Genomic DNA, 20778 nt, shown 5'->3' on the forward strand with positions numbered 1-20778 from the left:
CGGTACGCTGGGCGGGTTGTCCGATCGCCGCCCGACCGCGGGACGGGGCCGCAAAACCGCCTCTGACCTGCGATGATCCCCCTCGGAGACCGTGAGTACTGCCGCCGCCTCCTCGATGCCGCTGTTCTCCGACACACCGGAGCTGCAGGAGCCCGTCCGGGCCGCCGGCCATGCCGCGCCCGCCGCCTCGCACCACCTCTCCCCGGCCTTCCCCGGCCGTGCCCCCTGGGGCACCGCGGGCAAGCTGCGGGCCTGGCAGCAGGGGGCGCTGGACAAGTACATCGAGACCCAGCCGCGCGACTTCCTCGCGGTCGCCACCCCGGGCGCAGGCAAGACCACTTTCGCGCTCACCCTGGCCTCGTACCTGCTGCACAACCACCTGGTGCAGCAGGTGACGGTCGTCGCGCCGACCGAGCACCTGAAGAAGCAGTGGGCCGAGGCCGCCGCGCGGATAGGCATCCGGCTGGACCCGGCGTACTCCTCGGGGCCGCTCTCCCGGGACTACCACGGCATCGTGGTCACCTACGCGGGCGTCGGCGTCAACCCGATGCTGCACCGCAACCGCACCGAGGCCCGCAAGACCCTCGTGATCATGGACGAGATCCACCACGCCGGTGACTCGAAGTCCTGGGGCGAGGCCTGCTTCGAGGCCTTCGAGCCGGCCACCCGCCGGCTGGCGCTGACCGGGACGCCGTTCCGCTCGGACACCAACCCGATCCCGTTCGTCGCGTACGAGGCGGGCAGCGACGGCATCCGCAAGTCCGTCGCCGACTACACCTACGGCTACGGGCACGCGCTCGCCGACCACGTCGTCCGCCCGGTGATCTTCCTCAGCTACAGCGGCAACATGCGCTGGCGCACCAAGGCCGGCGACGAGCTGGAGGCCCGGCTCGGCGAGCCGATGACCAAGGACCTGATCGCCCAGGCCTGGCGCACCGCGCTGTCCCCGCAGGGCGAGTGGATCCCGTCCGTCCTCCAGGCCGCCGACCGCCGGCTGACCGAGGTCCGCAAGGCCATCCCGGACGCCGGCGGACTGGTGATCGCCACCGACCAGAACGTGGCCCGCGCCTACGCCAAGATGCTGCGCGAGATCAGCGGCGAGAAGGTCACCCTGGTGCTCTCCGACGAGGCCGAGGCCTCGAAGCGGATCTCCGACTACGCTGCGGGCACCTCGCGTTGGATGGTCGCCGTCCGCATGGTGTCCGAGGGCGTCGACGTGCCCCGGCTGTGCGTCGGGGTGTACGCCACCTCGATCTCCACCCCGCTGTTCTTCGCCCAGGCCGTCGGCCGCTTCGTGCGTGCCCGCAAGCGCGGCGAGACGGCCTCGGTGTTCCTGCCGACCATCCCGATGCTGCTGGGCTTCGCCAACGAGATGGAGCTCCAGCGCGACCACGTGCTGGACCGGCCGAAGAAGGAGGGCGACGGCCTCTTCGACGAGGAGGACCGGCTGCTCGCCGAGGCCGAGCGGGCCAACGACGGGCCGGACGGCGCGGGCGGCGAGGAGTTCTCCTACGAGGCGCTGGGCTCCGAGGCGGTCTTCGACCGGGTGCTGTACAACGCCATGGAGTTCGGCATGCAGGCCCACCCCGGGAGCGAGGAGGAGGAGGACTACCTCGGCATCCCGGGCCTGCTGGAGCCGGACCAGGTGCAGATGCTGCTGCAGAAGCGCCAGCACCGGCAGATCCAGCGCAGCAGGACCAAGCCCGCCGAGGAGGCCGACCTGCTGGAGCTGCCGGCCGAGCAGCGGCCGGTGGTCACCCACCAGGAGCTGCGCGAGCTGCGCAAGGAGCTGAACGCGCTGGTGGCCGCCTGGCACCACCGCACCAGCCAGCCGCACGGCACCATCCACAACGAGCTGCGCCGCCAGTGCGGCGGGCCGCTCACCGCGCAGGCCACCGCCAACCAGCTGAAGGCCCGGATCGCCAAGATCCGGGAGTGGGCGAAGTAACGGTCCGGCGGGCGGTCCCGGGCGGGTCCGCACCGGACCCGCCCGTTCCGGCGTGTCCGGACATCGGACCGGCGTCGAACTGACGCTCTGGCAGAGCCGTCGAAATGGTGCGGTTCGTCCCGAATTCGCGGCGGTCGCGATGACGATCGCGCCCGAATTTTGGACAACCACTTCCGTCGCGAGACTTCCTTCACTACCTTTCCCCCACGCTCTTCCGCCGGGCAACCCCCGCGGGACGGGCTCCGCAGGACCGCGCGGTCGTCAAGGACGACGCCGCGCGGCCCGAGCGCGGCCACCCCCACCTGCGCGCGACCCCTCCCCCCGGGCCCGGCGCCGCACGCCCCGCGAGCGCCGCGGAAAGGACCGCCCGTCGTGACTGCCGAGACCTCCCAGACGCTGGACCGCGGCGTCCGCGTCCTCAAGCTCCTCGCCGACTCCGAGCGAGGGCTCACCGTCACCGAGCTCGCCGCCCGGCTGGCCGTCAACCGCACCGTGGTCTACCGGCTGCTCGCCACCCTGGAACAGCACGGCCTGGTCCGCCGCGACATCGGCGGCCGGGCCCGGGTCGGCCTGGGCGTGCTGCGACTGGCCCACCGGGTGCACCCGCTGCTGCGCGAGGCCGCGCTGCCCGCACTGCGCAGCCTGGCCGAGGACCTCGGCGCCACCGCCCACCTGACCCTGGTGGACGGCAACGAGGCGCTCGCCGTGGCCGTGGTCGAGCCCAGCTGGACCGACTTCCACGTCGCCTACCGCACCGGACTGCGTCACCCGCTCACCGAGAGCGCGGCCGGCCGGGCGATCCTGGAGGCCCGCACCTTCCCCAGCCAGCGCCGGCCCGAACAGGGCTTCGTCATCACCCGTGCGGAGGAGCAGTCCGGGGCCAGCGGGGCCGCCGCAGCACTGCTCGGGCTGAGCGGCATCGAGGGCAGCGTCGGGGTCGTGATGCTCAACGGGCTGGTGCCCGAGCGGGTCGGCCCCCGGGTGGTGGAGGCCGCCACCGAGGTCGCCGACGCCCTGAGGTAGCGCCCGGCGGCAGTGGGGAATCACGGCGCCGGGTGTGTTTGGATTCCCTTTGTGTCCGACACCAAGCTGCCCAAGGCCCTGCCGTCCCCGCGGATCCGCGCGCTCGCGCTCTGCGGGGTGCTGATCGCCGCGCTGTTCGGCGTGGCGGCGTTCGTCCCGCTGCCGTACACCGTCACCTGGCCGGGCCTGACCGCGGACACCCTGGGCTCGTACCGGGACAAGCCGGTGCTCACCATCAGCGGGGCGCCGCTGCGCAGCACCACGGGCGAGCTGCGGATGGTCACCATCACGGCCACCAACGCGGACCAGCGGACCTCCCTGTGGCGCTCGCTGCAGGCCTGGTTCGACCCCAAGGAGGCCGTCCAGCCGACCGAGGTGGTGTACCCGCAGAGCAGCCCGGCCAAGGCCAACGAGGAGACCGCCGAGCAGATGGCGCAGTCGCAGGACAGCGCCACCGCGGCCGCCCTCGGCTACCTCCACCTCTCGCCGGACCAGGTGAAGGTCAAGGTCGACCTCGGCGACGTGGGCGGCCCCAGCGCCGGGCAGATGCTGGCGCTGGGCATCGTCGACAAGCTGGCCGGCGACGGCAAGGGCGGCGACCTCACCGGCGGGCTGAGGATCGCGGGCACCGGCACCATCGACAAGGACGGCACCGTCGGCCCGGTCGGCGGCGTCCCGCTGAAGACCCAGGCGGCGGCCCGGGACGGCGCGACGGTCTTCCTGGTCCCCAAGGAGGAGTGCACGGACGCCAAGGTGAACACCCCCAGCACGCTGCGGCTGGTGCCGGTGGGCACGCTCGCCGAGTCGGTCGCGGCGCTGGACGCGCTGAAGAGCGGCGGCGACGTCCCCAGCTGCTGACCCCGGACCGGGGCCCTACTCGGCGGCGGCCTGGTCCACCAGCGGCAGGATCCGGTAGGGCACCGGGTTCTCCAGCACGATCGCGGTGGAGGAGCGGACGATCCCGTCGAAGCCCACCACCCGGTCGATCACCCGCTGGAGGTCCGCGTTCGACCGGGCCACGATCCGCACCAGCATGTCCCCGATGCCGGTGATGGTGTGCAGCTCCAGCACCTCCGGCACCCGCGCCAGGTGTGCCCGCACGTCCGCGCCCTGGCCCTGGGAGATCTCCAGGGTGGCGAAGGCCGTCACCGGGTAGCCGATCGCGGCCGGGTCCACCTCCGGGCCGAAGCCGCTGATCACCCCCTTGGCCTGCAGCCGGTCCAGCCGGGCCTGCACCGTGCCCCGGGCGACCTGCAGCCGGCGCGAGCACTCCAGCACGCCGATCCTGGGCTCCTCCGCCAGCAGCCGGATCAGCCGGCCGTCCAGGACGTCGATGGAGTCGTTCCCGCCGCCCGCCGGGGTGGTGGAAGTGCCCTGCCGGGCGGGGGAGTCGGGCGAGCCGGGGGAGCTCGGGGACTGGGCGGGGGGCATCGCGGCTCCGTCCTCCGGTGGGCATTCTGTACGGCGGTGCTGCCGATTCTCCCGCCCCGGGGCACAGCTTGACCAGGACGAAACGGAACGGTTGCGCCCCGCGGGGGCGTGCCGGACGTACCTGCCCGGGTGCGAGCCCTTCGCCGGCCGGCGACCGGACCGGCGCCGGATCAGCGAACCGCCGTCTCCACCACCGGCGGGTGGCCGTTCCAGTAGACGAAGACCGAGTTGGCCTGGGTGTCCTTGGTGAAGTCCACCCGCATCCACTGGTCACCGTTCCACACCTGCATCTGCCAGCCCGGGTCCGGGGTGGCGGAGACCAGCGAGGCCCGGTCGGCGCGGATGTCCAGGGCGACCCGGCCGCCGGGGACGGGGTAGCTGCGCACCGTGGACGTGGTGGTGGCGGTGGGCGCCGGCCGTCTGGCGGGCGGGGTGGTGGCCGGAGTGGTGGCCGGGGTGCGTGCGGCGGTGGTGGCCGCTGAGGTCGCGGTCGCGGTGGGGGACGCGGGCTGGGTCGGGGTGTCCGCCGTCGGCACCGGGCCGGGGGTGGCGGTCGCGCTGAGCGGGGGGCCGCCGGCCTTCGGGGAGGGCAGCGGCAGCGCGGTGGGCTGCTCGAACGCGGCCCCGGTGAGCACCGCGTGCACGCCGAGCCAGGACAGCGCCACCGCCGCCCCGGTGGCCGCCGCCCAGGCGCAGAGCTGTACCAGTCCGTTCCGCATCGTCCGCACATCCTGCCGTATTTCCCGATCGGCGGAGAGTGGCACCCCCGCTGTTCGGCAAGGCAGTTGCACAATGTCCGGACCCTTACCCGAGCGGCCCCCGAGGTACAGACCACTGCCCGCGGATGGCGTACCGTGCAGGGCCATGGCAACAGTGCTCGTGGTCGAGGACGACCCCTTCGTACGTTCCGCGCTCATCCGCCATCTGACCGACACCGGTCACGCGGTCCGCAGCGTGGGGACGGCTCTGGAGGCGCTGCGGGAGGTCGCGCAGGTCGGCTGCGACCTGGTGATCCTGGACCTGGGCCTGCCCGACCTGGACGGCAGCGAGGCGCTCAAGATGATCCGGGGCCTGACCAACGTCCCGGTGATCGTCTCGACCGCGCGGGACGACGAGGCGGAGATCGTCCGGCTGCTCAACGACGGCGCCGACGACTACCTGGTGAAACCTTTCTCCGGTGAGCACCTGAGCGCCCGGATGACCGCCGTGCTGCGCCGGCTCGGCGGCGGCGCAGCGCCCGTCGCCCAGCTGCTGCGCGTCGGCGGACTGGTCGTCGACCTCCAGCGGCGCGAGGCCGTCCTGGACGGGCGGGTGCTCGACCTGACCCGGCGTGAGTTCGACCTGCTGGCCTTCCTGGCGGCCCGGCCCGGGGTGGTGGTGCCGCGCAAGGAGATCCTCGCCGAGGTCTGGCAGCAGACCTACGGCGGCGACCAGACCATCGACGTCCACCTCTCCTGGCTGCGCCGCAAACTCGGCGAGACCGCCTCCAGCCCCCGCTACCTGCACACCGTCCGGGGCGTCGGGGTCCGGCTGGAGGCCCCCGGGGGCCCCGCGGGGCACCGGACGTGAAGCGGTTCGCGCACTCGCTGCGCTGGGCCCTGATCAGGGCCGCGGTGGCCGGAACCACCATGGTCGCGCTGGCCTTCCTCATCCCGCTCGGCCTGATGGTCCAACAGACCGCCCGGGACCGGGCGTTCACCGCCGCCGAACGGCAGGCCGCGGCGCTCGGGCCGGCGCTGGCGATCACCACCGACCAGGACGCCATCGACCGGGCGCTGGCCAGCACCGACGCGGGGGCGCAGGGACGGATGGCGGTGCACCTGCCGGTGCCGGCCGGGGCGGCGGGGGCGGTGGGGGCGGGCGGAGCCGGAGCGACGGGTGCCGGGGGAGCCGACACCGAGGCGCCGGGCGGGCCGACCATCGGGGAGGGGCGGGCCGCCGCGGCGGACGTGGCCACGGCGGGCGGCCAGGGCCGGGCCTTCACCGTCGCCGTCCCCGGCGGCTACGCGCTGCTCCAGCCGGTCGCGGTGGACACCGGCCGGACGGCCGTGGTCGAGGTGTTCGTCGCCGAGAGCGACCTCACCCGGGGCGTCTCCACCGCCTGGCTGGTGCTCTCCGCGGTCGCGCTCGGCCTGGTCGCCATCTCGGTGCTGGTCGCCGACCGGATGGGCGGCCGGATCGTCGCCTCCGCCCGCCGGCTCGCCGCCGCCGCCCGCTCGCTCGGCGCCGGGAACCTCGCGGTGCGCGTCCCGGTGGAGGGCAAGCAGGTCGACGGCAGCCCCGAGGAACTGCGCGAAGCCGCCCACGCGTTCAACACCATGGCCGACCGGGTCGTACAACTCCTCGCCGCAGAACGAGAGTTGGCTGCCGACCTGTCGCACCGGCTGCGCACCCCGCTGACCGTGCTGCGCCTCAACGCCGCCTCGCTCGGCAACGGCGACGCGGCCGACGCCACCCGGCACGCGGTGGCCCAGCTCGAACGCGAGGTCGACCAGATCATCCGCTCCGCCCGCCGCGCCCCCGAGGACGCGCCCGCCGTCGCGGTCGGCTGCGACGCCGCCGAGGTGATCCGCGAGCGGGTCGGCTTCTGGTCCGCGCTCGCCGAGGACGAGGGCCGCCGCTGGCAGCTGGCCGGCGCCGGGCGCCCCGCGCCGGTACCGGTCCAGCGCGGCGACCTGGCCGCCGCCGTCGACGCGCTGCTCGGCAACGTCTTCCGGCACACCGCCGTCGGCACCGCCTTCTCGGTCGACGTCCTGGCCACCGACGGCTCGGTGATCGTGCTGGTCGGCGACGCCGGCCCCGGTTACAGCGACCCGGCCGCCGCCCTCAAGCGCGGCGAGGGCCACGGCGGGGAGGGGTCCACCGGCCTCGGGCTGGACATCGTCCGCAAGCTCGCCGAGTCCACCGGCGGGGACGTCGCGCTCGGCCGCTCCGCCGTGCTCGGCGGCGCCGAGACCCGGCTGCGGCTGCGCACCCGCCCGGAGGAGGCCTCGCCCGCCCGGGCCGGACGGCGGCGGATCCGGGGCGTGGCGATCCCGAAATGACGGCGGACCGGGAGCGGCCGTCCGGGCTGTTCCTCAACGGAGGCCTAAGGGAGGTCCATCCCTCGCTCAGCCCGTCGATCCGGGCCCCGGGCGCGGCTAACGTCGGTCGGGCGGGTCCGTTCCGCAGGGCCCCCGCCGTCGGTCCGTGCCCGCTCCGCCCCCTCTCCGGGCCGCCTCGACAGCCCTGGCCGTCCGTGCTCAGTCCGCAGCCGAGCACGGGCGGCCGGGGCACTTTCGTCACTTTGCGTAGTCGATCGTGCCCAGGACGGGGCGGGTCGCATCCGGTATCGTCGCTGGTTGGCCGAGCGGTGGACGGAGTGGACAGTGACAGCGGTGCAAGACGAGCACAGCCCGGTGCGGGCCGTACCCGCCCCACCGCCCGCCTCCCTGTCCGACCGGCTGCGGAGCGGGCTCGGTGCCCCCGTGCGCGCGCTGCGCGAGGCCCCCCGCCGTCCGATGCTGGTCGCCGCGTCCTTGGCACTGCTGTCACTGGTCGCATACGCAGTGGTGCGCCACTTCGTGCACACCTCGATGGTCGACATGATCGTCTACCGTGCGGAGGGCGCCGCCGTCGCCCAGGGCAACGACCTCTACGCGCTGCGCGTCACCGAGTGGAACCTGCCCGCGACCTACCCCCCGTTCGCGGCCATGCTGTTCGTCCCGACCACCTGGTTCCCGATCGCCTTCCTCCGGGTGGCGATCACTCTCGGCAACCTCGTGCTGCTCGCCCTGATGGCCCACCTGTCCTTCAAGCTGGTGGGCTGGCCACGCCGCGAGCTGCGGCCGATCGGCGTGGTCCTGGTCACCGGCCTCGGCGTCTGGCTCGAACCCGTCTTCACCACGCTCCGGTACGGCCAGATCAACCTCGCGCTCGGCTGCCTGATCCTCTGGGACCTCACCCGGTCGGACGGGCGCCGCAGCAAGGGCCTGGCGATCGGCATCGCCGCCGGCATCAAGCTCACCCCCGGCCTGTTCGCGGTCTACCTGCTGATCACCGGCCGGGTCCGGGCCGCCTTCACGGCCGGCCTCACCTTCCTCGGCACCTTCCTGATCGGCACGCTCTTCCTGCCCGACGCCACCTGGGGCTTCTGGACCAAGTACCTCTACGACTCGTCCCGGGTCGGCAAGACCGAGATCGTCGACAACCAGTCGCTGCGCGGCGCCTTCGCCCGGCTGCTGCACACCCCGGACCCCGGCATCCTCGCCACCCTCGGGGTCGGCGTGGTGGCCGTCGCCGGTCTCGCCGTCGCGGCCTGGGCCGCCCGCAGCGGCCGCTGGCTGCCCCGGTCCGAGGCCTGGGGCGTCTGCGTCGCGGCCGTCACAGCGGTGCTGATCTCGCCGATCAGCTGGACCCACCACTGGGTCTGGTGCGTCCCGATGCTCGTCCTGCTCGCCGCCGAGGCCTCGGTCGAGCACGCCCGCCCCGCCGCGGTCCGCCGGCTGCGCTGGCGGGCCGCGTTCTGGGCCACCCTGCTCGCCTTCCTGTCCTTCGCGATGTGGGCGGCGAAGCCGCTCGGTGCGGCCGTCCTCCACATGTCACCGCTGCGCCAGCTGCCCACCTCGATCTATCCGTGGGTCGGACTCTGCTTCCTGCTCGCCGCCGCCATCCGGATAAGGGCACGGCGACGCTCCGCCGGTGCCCCCCTCGTCCGGCTGCCCGGACAGCGCGACGGCGGCGGCCCCGACGCCGCCCGCGGTCGTCAGCAGGCCCCCGCGGCCCGCTGACCCGGCGGGGGCGCCGTCGCCCCTGCCTCCCCTGTTCCGGCTGCCGCCGTCGACCCTCTGGCCGCCGGTGTGCCGGTGCTCCTGCGCGGGGCGGTGCTCCCGGGCGTCACGGAGTTCCTGGACGTACCAGTGCACGCTGCGGCGCACGACCGGCACGCCTACGCGAGCAGCTCGGCGAGCGAGCCGTCCATGTCGAGGGCGGCCAGCTCGCTGCCCGGCGGGACCAGCCGGTGGGCCCGCTCCAGCCAGGCCGCGACGGCCGGCAGCGGCGCCTCCAGCAGCGCGTCACCGGCGGGCGAGCTCAGCGCCAGGCACAGCACGCTGCGCCGCCCCGAGCGGGTCGGCCAGATCCGCACGTCGCCCTGGCCGCACGGGCGGAAGGTGCCCTCGACCAGCAGCTCGCGGGCGAACACCCAGGTCACCGGGGAGCCGGTGTCCAGGTGGAAGGTGATGTACACCGCGTACGGGTCGTGGCTGCCGTAGGTCAGCCGGGCCGGGACGGGGACGCTGTGCTCCGGGGAGAGCACCAGGTTCAGCTCCAGCTCGTGCTCCACGACGCTGACGGGGCGGTCCATGATCGTCTACCTCTCTGCCTTCGGTTCGTGCCCGGTTCCGGGCCCTGTGACCTTTGAGAGGGCGGTCCGGCGCGGTCCTTACACACGTTTCCGAAATTTCTTCGGGATGTTCCGTGCGGGGTGGTGAACGGCCGGGGACGCGGCGCGCGGGCTGCCGCCGCGCGCCCGGTTCCTTACCCCGGGTGGCCCGCCGCTGTCCGGGGAATCGCCAACTTCCCGTCGGCACTCCGGCGAGGTACTACCCTTTGTGACTGTCCGGCGACTGTCCGCCTTCGGTGGAGCCCCACGTGCGCCGGTCGCCCGGGGCGTGCGCTGGCGTGATGCCCGTTCGACCTGCTCGATCCGTTCGACCCGTTCGCGCGCCGCCGTACCGCACCCGTTTCCGAGCCCGTTTCCCGAGCCCGTTTCCCGCCCCGTTTCCTCCACCCGTTTCCCGCACCGTCTCCTCCACCCGTTTCCTCCACCCGTTCGGACCCGTTTCGACCTGCTGAGGGCCGGTCGCCCCCGCCGCCCCTCGTCAGGACCTGACAGGAGAGAAGACCCCATGACGGACCGCCCCTTCGCCGCCGACGGCGACCCGGCCGTCGCTCCCGAGCCCGGCTACTACCCCGACCCGTCGATCCCCGGCTTCGTCCGGTACTGGGGCGGCTCGGCCTGGGTGCCGGGCACCACCCGGCCGGCGCCCGCCGAGGGCGAGGTGCTGCGGCCGCCCCGGTACGCCGCCCGGCGGCCCGCCCCCGACCTCGCGGCGGCGCGGGCGGTGCCGCCTCCGGCGTTCCCGGTGTCGGTGCCGCCGGTGTCGGTGCCGCCGGTGTCGGTGCCGTCGGCGTCGGCAGCGGTTCAGGCGTCCGCGCAGGTGTCGGCGCCCGTGCAGGTGGCGGGGCCGGTTCACGAGCCGGGGCCCCTGGCGGTGTCGGCGCCGGTGGCACTGTCGGCGTCGCCCGAGCGTCCGGAGCTGCCCGTGGTGGTGCCCGCGCCTTCGCGTGCGCCGTCGTCGTCCCGGGAGGTCCCGGGATCCGGCGACACCGGGCCGGTGTACCTCGACCAGACCACGGGCGGGGCGTCCTTCGTGGTCGGGCCGCGGGTCGCCGAGGTGATCGGCGGCCCGGTGTTCCGCACCGTCGAGCCCTCGGCGGAGGAGGCCTCCGGGGCGCCCGGGGCCTCCGGGTGGCAGGCGGATCCACAGGCCCAGCGGGGGCTGATGGAGACGGGAGGGTCCGCGCGCTGGGTGTCCTGGGGAGTGCTTCCGGGGGCGCCCGAGGAAGAGGAGGGGCGCGCGGAGGGGGAGCGCGCTGCTGTTGCGGTGGAGGTCGCCGGTGCCGCCGCGCCCGCCGTGGCGGTGGCGGTCCGCGAGGTGTCGGCGACGGTCGAGGCCGTCATGGCGATGCCGGTGGTCCAGGTGGCGGCCGAACCCGAGGAGTCGCCCGTCCCGGTCCGGGTGGCGACCCGTCCGGTCGAGGCTCCCGCGCCGGTGGCCGGGCCCGCGGCGCCTCCCGCCGCCCCGCTGCCCGCCGTGCGGCCGGCCCGGGAGGCCACCGTCCGCGGTCGGTCGGCGGCCCCGGCGCCCGCCGGGTTGGGGCGACGGCTGGCCGCCCGCGCAGTGGACACCGCGGTGCTGCTGGTGGTCGCCGTCGCAGCCGGTATCCCGCTCGGCGGCTCGGTCGCCGAGCACCTCCAGCAGAAGCTCGACCAGGCCAGGATGGCCAGCTCCCTCGCCCGCCGCCACGTCCAGGTCTGGCTGGTGGACGACGTGGTGCTGGGCAAGCTCGCCGCGCTGATCGGCATCCTGGTGTTCGTCAGCCTGGTCTACGAGGTGCTGCCGATCGCCCGGACCGGCCAGACCTTCGGCAAGCGACTGGCCCGTATCCGGGTGGTGGACGCCACCGCCCCCCGCAGCCGGGCCCGGTTGAGCCTCGGTCGCTCGCTGCTGCGGTGGATCGTCCGGCAGCTCGGCGTGGTGCTGCTGCTCGGTCTGGTCTGGCCGCTGTTCGACCGTCCGGCGCGGCGCGGCTGGCAGGACCGGGCGGCCCGGACCCGGGTGGTCCGCGGCTGAGGGCACGGTGGCCGGGTGCGCCCGATGGTGTGGCGCCGGGTGCGCCCGATGGTGTGGCGCCGGGTGCGCCCGATGGTGTGGCGCCGGGTGCGCCCGGGTGCGCGGCGACCCGGTGCGCCCGGTGGCCGGGCCGGGCGGTGGACGGCAAAACGGACAAAATGTTCCAAGTCTTGAGAATGTGTGATGTTCTACTCGGGGGATGAGCACCCACGACCCCTCAGGCCCCCAGCCGGAGGGGGGCGGTCAGCCCTCCTTCGACAAGCAGCCCCCCACCCCGGGCGGCGGCACGCCGGAAGGCGAACCGCCGCGCCCCACCCCGTCCGACCAGCCCCACGGCAGCCCGGCCGACGGCCCGTCGGGCCCCCCGTCCGATGCCCCCTCCGAGGGCCCCGGCGCCTACCGTGGCAGCTACGGCGGACCGACCCCCGGTCAGAGCCCCTACGGCCAGTCGCCCCACGGTGGTTCGCCGTACGACCAGCCCCCGCCCGGTTACGGCACCGGCCCCGGCATGTACGGCGCCCCCGGCGGTGGCCCCGTCCCCGGCATGCCGCCGATCGGCACCTGGCCCAGGCGGATCCTCGCCCGCCTCATCGATTACATCCTCGTGCAGATCATCGCCGTCGTCGTCGTGGCCCCCTTCGTCGACCTCGGCACGCGCCAGGGCAGCACCGAAGCCTTCTGGCTCGGCTGCGCCATCTACCTCGTCTACGAGGCCCTGATGCTCGGCCGGGACGGCCAGACCCTCGGCAAGAAGGCGATGAAGATCCGGGTCGCCATGCTGATCGACGGGAACACGCCCACCCAGGCCGCCGCCTGGACCCGGGCCGCCGTCTTCATCCTCCCGGCCGTGATCTGCTGCGCCGCCCTGTGGTGGATCATCGACGGCGTATTCGGCGTCTTCGACAAGCCCTACCGGCAGTGCATCCACGACAAGGCCGCGAAGACCGTGGTGGTCACCACCGAGGTCTGAGCGCGGCAGCGGGACGACGGCGCCCGGCGGCGGATCAGCGCTGCCGGGCGTACTCGTGCCCCGCCGCGGCCGGAGACGCCCCGGAGCCGTCGGTGACCGCGGCCGAGCGGTGCGAGACGGACACCGAGAGCACCGTCACCACGGTGCCGAGCGCCAGCGCGAACGCCACCAGCACCGCGACCTCCAGGACGCCCGAGGCGCCGGAGACGGCCAGCAGTGCCACGGCGGTGGCGACGACGGTGAACGAGCCGAGGCAGAACTGGGCAGCGGACGGACGCGGCATGGCGGGGGTCCTTCGCACGTCGGGGAACGGGCGGGAATGGTGCCGGTTCCAGGAGGCCTACCCGGCAAGGGAGTTCGTACGACCAGGCTAGCCCGCGGGGTCAGGGGCACAGGGGGCGCACGGGCTCACCCCGGGGTCGTCCGCACTGCTCGGTACGGTGGAGCCCGACCGACACCACGCAGACCGGGGGAACCGACCGTGCCCATCCCCGCCGACTGGCCCACCACCGACGCCCAGGCGCTCGCCGAACAGGAACGGCTGCGGCCGCTCGTCCGGGCCGTGGACGACGACGCCCCGTGCCGGCTGATCGCCGGAGTCGACGTCGCCTACGACGACGACCACGACCTCGTCGTCGCCGCGGCCGTCCTGCTCGACCGGGACACCCTGGACGTCGTCGAAGAGGCCACCGCCGTCGGCCGGATCGCCTTCCCGTACGTCCCCGGACTGCTCGCCTTCCGCGAACTCCCCGCCGTCCTCGACGCACTGGCCGCCCTCACCCGCACCCCCGACACCGTCGTCTGCGACGGCTACGGCCTCGCCCACCCGCGCCGCCTCGGCCTCGCCAGCCACCTCGGCGTCCTCACCGGCCTGCGCACCCTCGGTGTCGCCAAGACCCCCTTCACCTTCGAGCACCACGCCCCGGGCCAGGACCGCGGCTCCTGCACCCCGCTCACCGACCCCGCCACCGGTGAGGAGGTCGGTCGCGCCGTCCGTACCCGGCCCGGCGTCAAACCCGTCTTCGTCTCCGTCGGCCACCGCATCGGCCTCGACACCGCCGTGCACACCACCCTCGAACTCGCCCGCCGCTACCGGCTGCCCGAGACCACCCGGCACGCCGACTCCCTCTGCCGCCGCGCCCTCACCGAGGCCCAGCACGGCCGGACGCCCGCGAACTGACCGTGTACCGGGCGGGCTTCCGGCCCGGTGTGTTAGACATAGGCACCGGGGCTCCGGGCCCCGAACGCCAGGAACGGACGCACGGGGGGCGCCGCAATGGGAACAGGGACCGGCTCGACCGGCGGGGCCAACCAGGGCTACCGGGTCGAGATCGAGCAGCTGCGCACGTTCGCCGGCCAAGTGCGGCTGCTGCTCAAGGAGTTCGAGAAGGACGCGGACGGCAACGCCACCCACGGGCGCAGCGGCATCGGCAAGACCGCCTTCGGCACCTTCGCCGAGGCCACCGAGATCCACGGCCACTACAGCACCATGCGGGACGCCCTGCGGGACGTGCTCAACCAGCTGCAGCAGGCGATCGACCAGGCCCAGAAGAAGGCCGAACTCACCGCGACCAACTACGAGGAACACGACCAGCACGTGGCCACGAAGCTCACGCTGTCCGGTGACGGCTGGTCCGTGGCCCAGCCCTCGGCCGCCAGCGAGGCCGCGTACGAGGCGAACCAGGTCCCGTCCCAGCACGGCAACGCCACCATCTGACCCACCACCCGACCGGAGGTGAACCACCCGTGGTCTACACCGACTTTACCAAGTACAGCCATGCCGATCTCCGCAAGATGGCCCAGGCCCTCGACCCCGGCGCGGTCATGGCCGCCGGCGACCCATGGCGCAAGGCGGCGACCACCCTCAAGGAGATCCGCAAAACTCTGACGAAGGTCAGCACCGAGGCCGCCACCAGCTGGGACGGAACGACCAGCGACTCCTTCCACACCTCCATGCTCACCCTCGCCTCGAACATCAACGAGGTTGCCGCCTACGCCAACGACGCGGCCAACACCCTCCACAACATGTCCGAGGCGATGGCCACGGCCAAGCGCAACATGCCCGAGGAACCCGACAACTGGGACAAGATCAAGGACACCGTCGGCGACTTCTTCAGCAGCGAGGACGACCACATCCAGGTCGCCGACCGGAAGAAGGCCGAAGCGGCCGCCGTCATGCAGACCCTCGCGATGCACTACCGCGTCGCGACGCCGGCCCTGAAGCCGCCGCCGCCGCTGCCTGACTCCAAGCCGCGAGTGAGGGTTGACAATCCTGACTCGGGAGCGCAGAACGATCCAAGTGGAGCGGCAGCCATGGCCATGGCGGTCGTCTCGGGGACTTCCTTCGGACCCGGAAGAGCGCCGGAGACCCTTACCTCGCCGCGTCGGTCCAAGCCTGCCGCGTCGCCTGTGGTCTCCAACTCGTCGGCACGGAGCACGGCTGTCCCCGCCGAAGCCGGGATCAAGGGAGGCACGGCCCAGGCGCCGCCGAAGACGTCGACCACGGTGAGCCGCTCCGATGCAGGCATCTCAGGTTCCCCGGTGTCCCGTCCCAACGGCAGCGTGCCGAGTCCCGTTACCTCGGGAACCCAGACGTCCGGCCTGAACGCGACGTCGCCTGCGGGTCCCACGAGCGGGCCGATCGGCGGTGGAGGTGGGCAAACGACTGCCGGTTCTACGGGACCGGCCGTGCAGACTGCTCCGGTCGGTCCGGGCATCGGTCAGAGCAGGTTCGGCTTCGGCGGCAAGGAGTTCACCGGCGATGCGACGCCGGTTGAGGGTACGGGACCGCGGGGAGGCCGCGCCGTCAATGCCGTCGGCGGTACGGGGACAGCCCCGGTTGGTGGGTCCATGGCCCGGCCCGGTGGAGCTGTTCGTGAGACGCCACCTCCCGGTGCCGGAGCACGTAGCAAGCAGGCATTCACGGAAGGCGGATCCGGGCTAGGGGTCCGAAATCGAGTGAGCACCGAACCCGCGGCCCGTAGTGCAGGCGCCATCTCTCCCGGTATCCCGATGAGTGAAGCGCAGCGCCGCAAGAAGGACCGCGAGAAGGGCGGAGCGCGGCCGGACTATCTCGTCGAGGACGAGGAGACCTGGGCGTCGGACAAGCCGAGCAACCCGAACGTGGTGGAATGAGGCCGGTCCGCAAACGGACAGGTGATCTGATCGCATCCCGTAGGTCGGTGATCTGCGGGATGCCTCGTTGAGTGGGGTGACCGAATTGGCGAGCCGCTGGGTGGCGCGCGGTGGAGCGGCTTTCGCCGCTGCGGCTCTTATGGCGAGCGTCGCGGTTCCGCCGGCATCTGCTGATCAGATCAGGGACCAGCAGTGGCCTTTGAAAACCTTCGAGGCCGAGGCGAAGATCTGGACGACGAGCCAGGGCGACGGGGTGGTCGTTGCCGTGATTGACACTGGGGTGAACCAGGACCATCAGGACCTGGTGGGTCAGGTCCTTCCCGGAGCTGATTTCTCCGGCGGGAAAACGGACGGCCGCGTCGACGGCGACGGTCACGGCACGGGCATGGCCAGCCTGATCGCAGGGCACGGGCATGGCACACAGGCCGGGATCATGGGACTGGCCCCCAAGGCGAAGATCTTGCCGGTGAAGGTGGGGACGGATGGCGATGGCCCCAGCGCCCAGCCGAACCCCAATTCTCAACAGCATGATCTGGCAGATGCGATCCGCTTCGCGGCAGACCATGGCGCGGGTGTCATCAACATCTCCCTCGCAGGTGACTCGCGCTTCAACTCGAATCTGCGGAAAGCCGTCAACTACGCAGTGTCGAAGGATGTCGTGCTGGTCTCCGGCACGGGCAACACCGGGGTGGACAAGGATGTCGAATATCCGGCCGCCTTCCCGGGAGTGGTCGCGGTAGGAGCAGTGGACTCCAACGGGGCTGTGTGGGAAAAGTCCACTTCTGGTCCCGAAACCACCCTTGTGGCACCTGGTGTGGGGATCTACCGAGCTACGGCGAAGTCATCGACGAGCTACGACCGCGTGAGCGGCACCTCTGACGCCACTGCGTACGTCTCCGCCACTGCCGCGCTGATTCGGTCCAAGTATCCGAACCTGTCCGCCGGTCAGGTCATCAACCGGATGATCAAGTCGGCCACCCCTCCTGCCAACGGGACTGTGGTGCCGAACAATCACTACGGCTACGGAACCGTCTCACCCGCGAAGGCGTTGGAGGCGAACCCCGCTGTGGACAATGGGCCGAAGGACAATCCGTTGCTGAAGCGACCGGAGTCGAAAGGGACGCCGCCGACTGACGACGAATCCGACGCGACGGACCAGCCCTCCGTGGTCCCCGAAGCCACCTCCGGCGGCGGCAGCGGCGATACCGGACTGGTGATCGCCGCCGTAGCCGCCGGAGCCGTCGTCCTCGGCGTGTCCGCCGCCGCCGTGGTGATGGCGCGCCGCCGTAAGCGGGCCGCTGTGCCGCCCTACCAGGGGCCCGCTCAGTGAGTGCTGAGCCAGTCGTCGCGTAGGGCGGCCATGTGGAGGACGTCCCAGTAGCGGTCGTCCCAGTGGTGGGCCTGGCGGGCGCGGCCTTCGAGGACGAACCCGGCCTTGGTGTAGGCGCGGGCGGCGCGTTCGTTGTACTCGAAGACTTCGAGGTGGACGCGGTGGAGGCCGACGGCCGCGAAGGCGTGGCGGAGCACCAGCAGGGTGGTCTCGGTGCCGATGCCGCGGCCGGTGCTGTCGGGGGTGAGGGCGATCCGGAAGCTCGCGGAGCTGTTGTCCGGGTCGACGTCGGTGAGTGCGGTGTCGCCGAGGAAGCGGCCGGTGGCCGGGTCCTCGACGGCGAGGTCGAGCCGGTCGGGCTGGTCGCGGCGGGTGGCGCACCACTGGGCGATGCGGTCACGGGTGAAGGCGGTGCGGGTGCCGGTGAGGCGGTTGGTCTCCCGGTCGGTGCAGAGTTCCCACATCGGTTCGGTGTGCCGGGCGTCCAGGGGGACGAGGCGGACGGTGGGGCCGTGCAGGGTGGGTTTCACCGCGAGGGCTGAGAGGTCCGTGGCCATGGTGCCCAGAATGCCGCCGGGGCCGGTTCGTGCAGGGAATTCATTCGGCGACGGCGATCTGCTCCCGGTGGTGGGTCGGGGTGGTGAGTTCGTCGACGAGGGCGACGGCGAGCTCGGCCTGGGCGATCCGGGGGCCGGGGACGTGGGGGCCGCCGACCCGGTAGCGGCCGGTGCCGGGGGCGGTGCGGTCGAGGTCCATGGGCGGGGTGACGACGACCCAGTCGAGGGTGGCGGGGGAGTCGTGGAGCAGGTCGAGGGCGGCGGAGTGGCCGAGCGAGACGGTGCGGTGGGCCTCGGGGAACCGGTGGTGCGCACGGAGTACGCCGAGAACCCGCCGCGGGTGGAGTACGCGTTGACGCCGCTGGGCCGGACGCTGCTCGGCCCGATGGACGCGGTGTGCGACTGGAGCCGCGAGAACCTCGGGAGCCTGCTGGCGGCCCGGCTGGAGTAGGAGCGCGCCGAGCGCTGAGCGGGGACGGCCCGAGAGCCGGCCGGCCGGGCCGGCTGCTGGCAGCATTTCGGTGGTCGCTGGCGTCTCTGCCGCTGGTGGGCGGGGGCGCGGGGCGGCGATGCTGGGGCCATGAGCACTTCTGAGAACCACGCGAGCCCCGACGACGCGATCGTCCCGGACACCAAGGACTGGACCTGGGTGCTGGAACGTCCCTGCCCCGACTGCGGGTTGGACACCCCGGCGGTGCCCGCCACGGATGTCGCCGGGATGCTCCGGGACAACGCGCGGAGCTGGCTGGCGGTCCTCGCGGGCGACGGGGACGGGCTGCGCCGTCGCCCGAGCCCGGAGATCTGGTCGGACCTTGAGTACGCCTGCCACGTCCGGGACGTCTTCCGGCTGTTCCTGGTCCGGCTGAACCTGATGCTCGACCAGGACGGCCCCCTCTTCCCGAACTGGGACCAGGACGAGACGGCGGCCGCCGAGCGCTACCGGGAGCAGCTGCCGCAGGTGGTGGCCGGGGAGCTGGCGGAGGCCGGGGAGGCGCTGGCGGCGGCGTTCGAGGCGGTGTCGGACGAGCAGTGGCGGCGGACCGGGGACCGTAGCGACGGGGCGCGGTTCACGGTCGAGACCTTCGCCCGCTACCTGATCCACGACCCGGTGCACCACCTGTTCGACGTGACGGGCGAGCGGGTCTGAAACGACCGGGACACCCGGAACGACCGGGACACCCGGAACGACCGGGACACCCGGAACCACCAGGGCACCCGAAGCCACCGGGACGACCGGGACGGGTCACCAGCCGGAGGCCTCGTGCAGCATGGTGCGCCGGAGCCGCCCGGCGACACTGGCGGTGTCGGTGCCGATGACGTCGGCGATCTCGGGGGCGGCGAGGCCGACGACGTAGTGCAGGATCGCGAGGTCGTCGTCGGCGGGGTGGCGGTCCGGGGCGGGGGTCTCCTGCCGGGTGTGTTCGGCGACGGTGCCGCGCAGGATCTGCCAGGCGAGCGCGGTCGGGTTCGGACTGGTGAGCAAATCCCGCCACTGGACGGCGATTTCGGCGAACGCCTGCTGGACGGCGGTGGCCGCCTGGGCGTGCTCGGTCAGCCACACCCGGGCGTAGCTGAGGTACCGGGGGCGGTGGAGTTCGCAGAAGGCCGCGAACTCCAACGGGAGGTCCTCCGGTTCGCCGGGCCCCGGGGGAGGCTCGGCGGCGCTCGTGCGACGGTTGGTCATCTCGTCTTCTCGGAAGGGGAGATGGACTTCTGACGGTCGATCATCTGTGCTCACTCTACGGTAGGCCCTCGGTGCGCTGGGTGACCAATCCGATGGAATGCCCGGAACCCACCGGCGCTCGGCCGGTTCCGTCGGCGGCCGGTGCGGCGAGGCGGCGGTGCTGCCCGTCGGGGGTCGGTCGGGGGAGTGCCGCACAGTGGTGCGGGGGGCGTGGGTGTGAGGGTGTCGCAGCTGGTCAGAGTGTGTGGGGCGGCAGTGGTCGCACGGCAGTTGAGGTGCCACCGTAGGGCCTGTCGGACCGGGCGTCCACGCCCAGGGCGCGAAGTCGCGTGCGCACAACCGCCTGCGCAACCGCACTCGCGGCGGGGGTTGTGCCGGGGCGGGGGCGGTGGGGGCGTCGAACGCGCCCCGGCGGCTCGTGGCGACCGGGGCGCGGGTCGGGGCGGCGCGGTGCCGCCCGGTCAGGAGCGGGGAAGGGCCTCCGTGGCGGAGAGCAGGTCGTCGGCGGCGTGGCCGCGTTCGACCTGGGAGGGGAAGGCCTCGACGGCCCGGCAGCGGGTCAGTTGAGCCGCTGCCGCCGCGGCCCCCACTACGGCAGCGGCTCCCGCGGAGGCCTCCTCGCGCTCGCACCGGTGGGTGCCGGACGTCCCGGCGGCGTGCGCGCCCGCCACATTGGTTGCGGCGGCGTGCGCGCCCGCCACATGCGCCCCCGGAGCGTGCCCACCGCCCGGGTGCGCCCCTCCGGTGTGCGTCGCGCCCGAATGCGCCCCCGTCGCGCGCCGTCGGCGGCCGAGCGCGACCCGCTCGGCGTGTTCCTCGGCCGCCTGTCTGGCGGCCAGGTAGGCCTGCACGGCGGCCATGCCGTAGACCGGCTGGATCAGTTGGTGTCCCTTGAAGAAGGGTCTGGCCGGTGCGAACCCGGCGGCGACCACCAGGTCGCGGATCTCTGCTATCTCGGCCTCGCTCCGGGCGGTGAAGCGGACCTCCCAGCCCTTCTTGTACGTATGGCCCTTCTCGCCGCTGCGGCGCGCCGGGTCCGGGCGGCGGACGTATCCGGGCAGACGGCCGAGGCGGAGCTGGGCCGCGCGGAGGCCGGCGGTCTCGTCACGTGACATGACGTAAGCCTAGGCAATCCCGGAGGTGCGAGTGACGCCCGGAGGGTCCCTCGCCGTATGCCCTTGATCACTCTGGGTCAGGCCGCCAGGTCGGCGATCGTTTTCGATCGGATCCGATAGCCATATGAACGTCATTTACGCCAAATGAGTGAGGGTATGGGGACTTTAGTGCAGGCTGGTCCCGGTTT

Annotated in this window: 22 protein-coding genes; 14 read left to right on the forward strand and 8 right to left on the reverse strand. The window is 73.1% G+C overall.

The annotated features are described in order from the left end of the window. Window positions 1-115: 115 nt before the first annotated feature. The 3 genes from ACIRVF_RS21160 to ACIRVF_RS21170 all read left to right on the forward strand — a co-directional run bounded on the left by ACIRVF_RS21160 (window position 116) and on the right by ACIRVF_RS21170 (window position 3829). A complete protein-coding gene (locus tag ACIRVF_RS21160) occupies window positions 116-1948 on the forward strand; it encodes a DEAD/DEAH box helicase (RefSeq protein ID WP_402820207.1) in 1833 nt (610 codons plus the stop codon). A 372-nt stretch (window positions 1949-2320) separates the two neighbouring features. Further along, window positions 2321-2971, forward strand: a complete 651-nt coding sequence (locus tag ACIRVF_RS21165) for an IclR family transcriptional regulator (RefSeq protein ID WP_030284022.1) — start codon at window positions 2321-2323, stop codon at window positions 2969-2971. Between the two features lie 51 nt (window positions 2972-3022). Beyond that, entirely contained in the window at window positions 3023-3829 is an 807-nt protein-coding gene (locus tag ACIRVF_RS21170) for a S16 family serine protease (RefSeq protein ID WP_402819767.1), read from the forward strand. Window positions 3830-3844: 15 nt separating this feature from the next. Here the strand turns inward: ACIRVF_RS21170 and ACIRVF_RS21175 are convergent, their stop codons facing one another. Together ACIRVF_RS21175 and ACIRVF_RS21180 are read right to left on the reverse strand one after the other, a co-directional pair. Beyond that, window positions 3845-4402, reverse strand: a complete 558-nt coding sequence (locus ACIRVF_RS21175) for an Lrp/AsnC family transcriptional regulator (RefSeq protein ID WP_402819770.1) — start codon at window positions 4400-4402, stop codon at window positions 3845-3847. Between the two features lie 170 nt (window positions 4403-4572). After that, window positions 4573-5121 (reverse strand): hypothetical protein, encoded by a 549-nt coding sequence (locus tag ACIRVF_RS21180; protein WP_402819773.1) that lies wholly within the window; start codon window positions 5119-5121, stop codon window positions 4573-4575. A 145-nt stretch (window positions 5122-5266) separates the two neighbouring features. Here ACIRVF_RS21180 and ACIRVF_RS21185 point away from each other — a divergent pair, with 145 nt between their 5' ends. From ACIRVF_RS21185 to ACIRVF_RS21195, 3 genes are all read left to right on the forward strand, one after another. Beyond that, a complete protein-coding gene (locus tag ACIRVF_RS21185) occupies window positions 5267-5971 on the forward strand; it encodes a response regulator transcription factor (protein ID WP_402819776.1) in 705 nt (234 codons plus the stop codon). 17 nt (window positions 5972-5988) lie between these two features. After that, window positions 5989-7446, forward strand: coding sequence for a sensor histidine kinase (locus ACIRVF_RS21190; RefSeq protein ID WP_402820210.1), 1458 nt, complete (start codon window positions 5989-5991; stop codon window positions 7444-7446). 333 nt (window positions 7447-7779) lie between these two features. Next, entirely contained in the window at window positions 7780-9171 is a 1392-nt protein-coding gene (locus ACIRVF_RS21195; protein WP_402819779.1) for a glycosyltransferase 87 family protein, read from the forward strand. Between the two features lie 158 nt (window positions 9172-9329). On the opposite strand, the gene ACIRVF_RS21200 is transcribed toward ACIRVF_RS21195, so the two are convergent. Then, entirely contained in the window at window positions 9330-9746 is a 417-nt protein-coding gene (locus ACIRVF_RS21200) for an SsgA family sporulation/cell division regulator (RefSeq protein ID WP_355671848.1), read from the reverse strand. A 544-nt stretch (window positions 9747-10290) separates the two neighbouring features. On the opposite strand from ACIRVF_RS21200, the gene ACIRVF_RS21205 reads away from it, so the two are divergent. After that, window positions 10291-11799, forward strand: a complete 1509-nt coding sequence (locus ACIRVF_RS21205; RefSeq protein ID WP_402819782.1) for an RDD family protein — start codon at window positions 10291-10293, stop codon at window positions 11797-11799. 199 nt (window positions 11800-11998) lie between these two features. After that, window positions 11999-12769 (forward strand): RDD family protein, encoded by a 771-nt coding sequence (locus ACIRVF_RS21210; protein WP_402819785.1) that lies wholly within the window; start codon window positions 11999-12001, stop codon window positions 12767-12769. Between the two features lie 34 nt (window positions 12770-12803). Here the strand turns inward: ACIRVF_RS21210 and ACIRVF_RS21215 are convergent, their stop codons facing one another. Then, window positions 12804-13052: a hypothetical protein gene (locus ACIRVF_RS21215; protein ID WP_402819788.1), complete on the reverse strand. Its 249-nt coding sequence runs from the start codon at window positions 13050-13052 to the stop codon at window positions 12804-12806. Between the two features lie 198 nt (window positions 13053-13250). Here ACIRVF_RS21215 and ACIRVF_RS21220 point away from each other — a divergent pair, with 198 nt between their 5' ends. The 4 genes from ACIRVF_RS21220 (at window position 13251) to mycP (ending at window position 17234) form a co-directional block, all read left to right on the forward strand. Then, window positions 13251-13949 carry an endonuclease V gene (locus ACIRVF_RS21220; protein WP_402819791.1) on the forward strand — a complete coding sequence of 233 codons (699 nt, stop codon included), beginning with the start codon at window positions 13251-13253 and terminating at the stop codon, window positions 13947-13949. 96 nt (window positions 13950-14045) lie between these two features. Further along, complete coding sequence (locus ACIRVF_RS21225) at window positions 14046-14486, forward strand: hypothetical protein (protein ID WP_402819794.1); 441 nt, start codon at window positions 14046-14048, stop codon at window positions 14484-14486. A 29-nt stretch (window positions 14487-14515) separates the two neighbouring features. Then, window positions 14516-15904 carry a hypothetical protein gene (locus tag ACIRVF_RS21230; protein ID WP_402819797.1) on the forward strand — a complete coding sequence of 463 codons (1389 nt, stop codon included), beginning with the start codon at window positions 14516-14518 and terminating at the stop codon, window positions 15902-15904. A gap of 76 nt (window positions 15905-15980) precedes the next feature. After that, complete coding sequence (mycP, locus tag ACIRVF_RS21235; RefSeq protein ID WP_402820213.1) at window positions 15981-17234, forward strand: type VII secretion-associated serine protease mycosin; 1254 nt, start codon at window positions 15981-15983, stop codon at window positions 17232-17234. On the opposite strand, the gene ACIRVF_RS21240 is transcribed toward mycP, so the two are convergent. Next, the gene (locus ACIRVF_RS21240; RefSeq protein ID WP_402819800.1) at window positions 17228-17791 is read right to left on the reverse strand and encodes a GNAT family N-acetyltransferase; all 564 of its coding nucleotides are present in this window, start codon (window positions 17789-17791) and stop codon (window positions 17228-17230) included. The two genes, mycP and ACIRVF_RS21240, sit on opposite strands and share 7 nt — an antisense overlap. Window positions 17792-17831: 40 nt before the next feature. Then, window positions 17832-17990, reverse strand: a complete 159-nt coding sequence (locus tag ACIRVF_RS21245) for a hypothetical protein (protein ID WP_402819803.1) — start codon at window positions 17988-17990, stop codon at window positions 17832-17834. A gap of 42 nt (window positions 17991-18032) precedes the next feature. Between ACIRVF_RS21245 and ACIRVF_RS21250 the strand changes: the two genes are divergently transcribed. Then, window positions 18033-18242 (forward strand): winged helix-turn-helix transcriptional regulator, encoded by a 210-nt coding sequence (locus tag ACIRVF_RS21250; protein WP_402819805.1) that lies wholly within the window; start codon window positions 18033-18035, stop codon window positions 18240-18242. A gap of 129 nt (window positions 18243-18371) precedes the next feature. Next, a complete protein-coding gene (locus ACIRVF_RS21255; protein WP_402819807.1) occupies window positions 18372-18938 on the forward strand; it encodes a DinB family protein in 567 nt (188 codons plus the stop codon). A 96-nt stretch (window positions 18939-19034) separates the two neighbouring features. On the opposite strand, the gene ACIRVF_RS21260 is transcribed toward ACIRVF_RS21255, so the two are convergent. After that, the gene (locus ACIRVF_RS21260) at window positions 19035-19475 is read right to left on the reverse strand and encodes a hypothetical protein (protein WP_402819810.1); all 441 of its coding nucleotides are present in this window, start codon (window positions 19473-19475) and stop codon (window positions 19035-19037) included. A gap of 461 nt (window positions 19476-19936) precedes the next feature. Continuing rightward, a complete protein-coding gene (locus tag ACIRVF_RS21265) occupies window positions 19937-20590 on the reverse strand; it encodes a hypothetical protein (protein ID WP_402819813.1) in 654 nt (217 codons plus the stop codon). Window positions 20591-20778: the final 188 nt, after the last annotated feature.

It is taken from the genome of Kitasatospora sp. NPDC101157 (assembly GCF_044768255.1).
Classification (GTDB): Bacteria; Actinomycetota; Actinomycetes; order Streptomycetales; family Streptomycetaceae; genus Kitasatospora.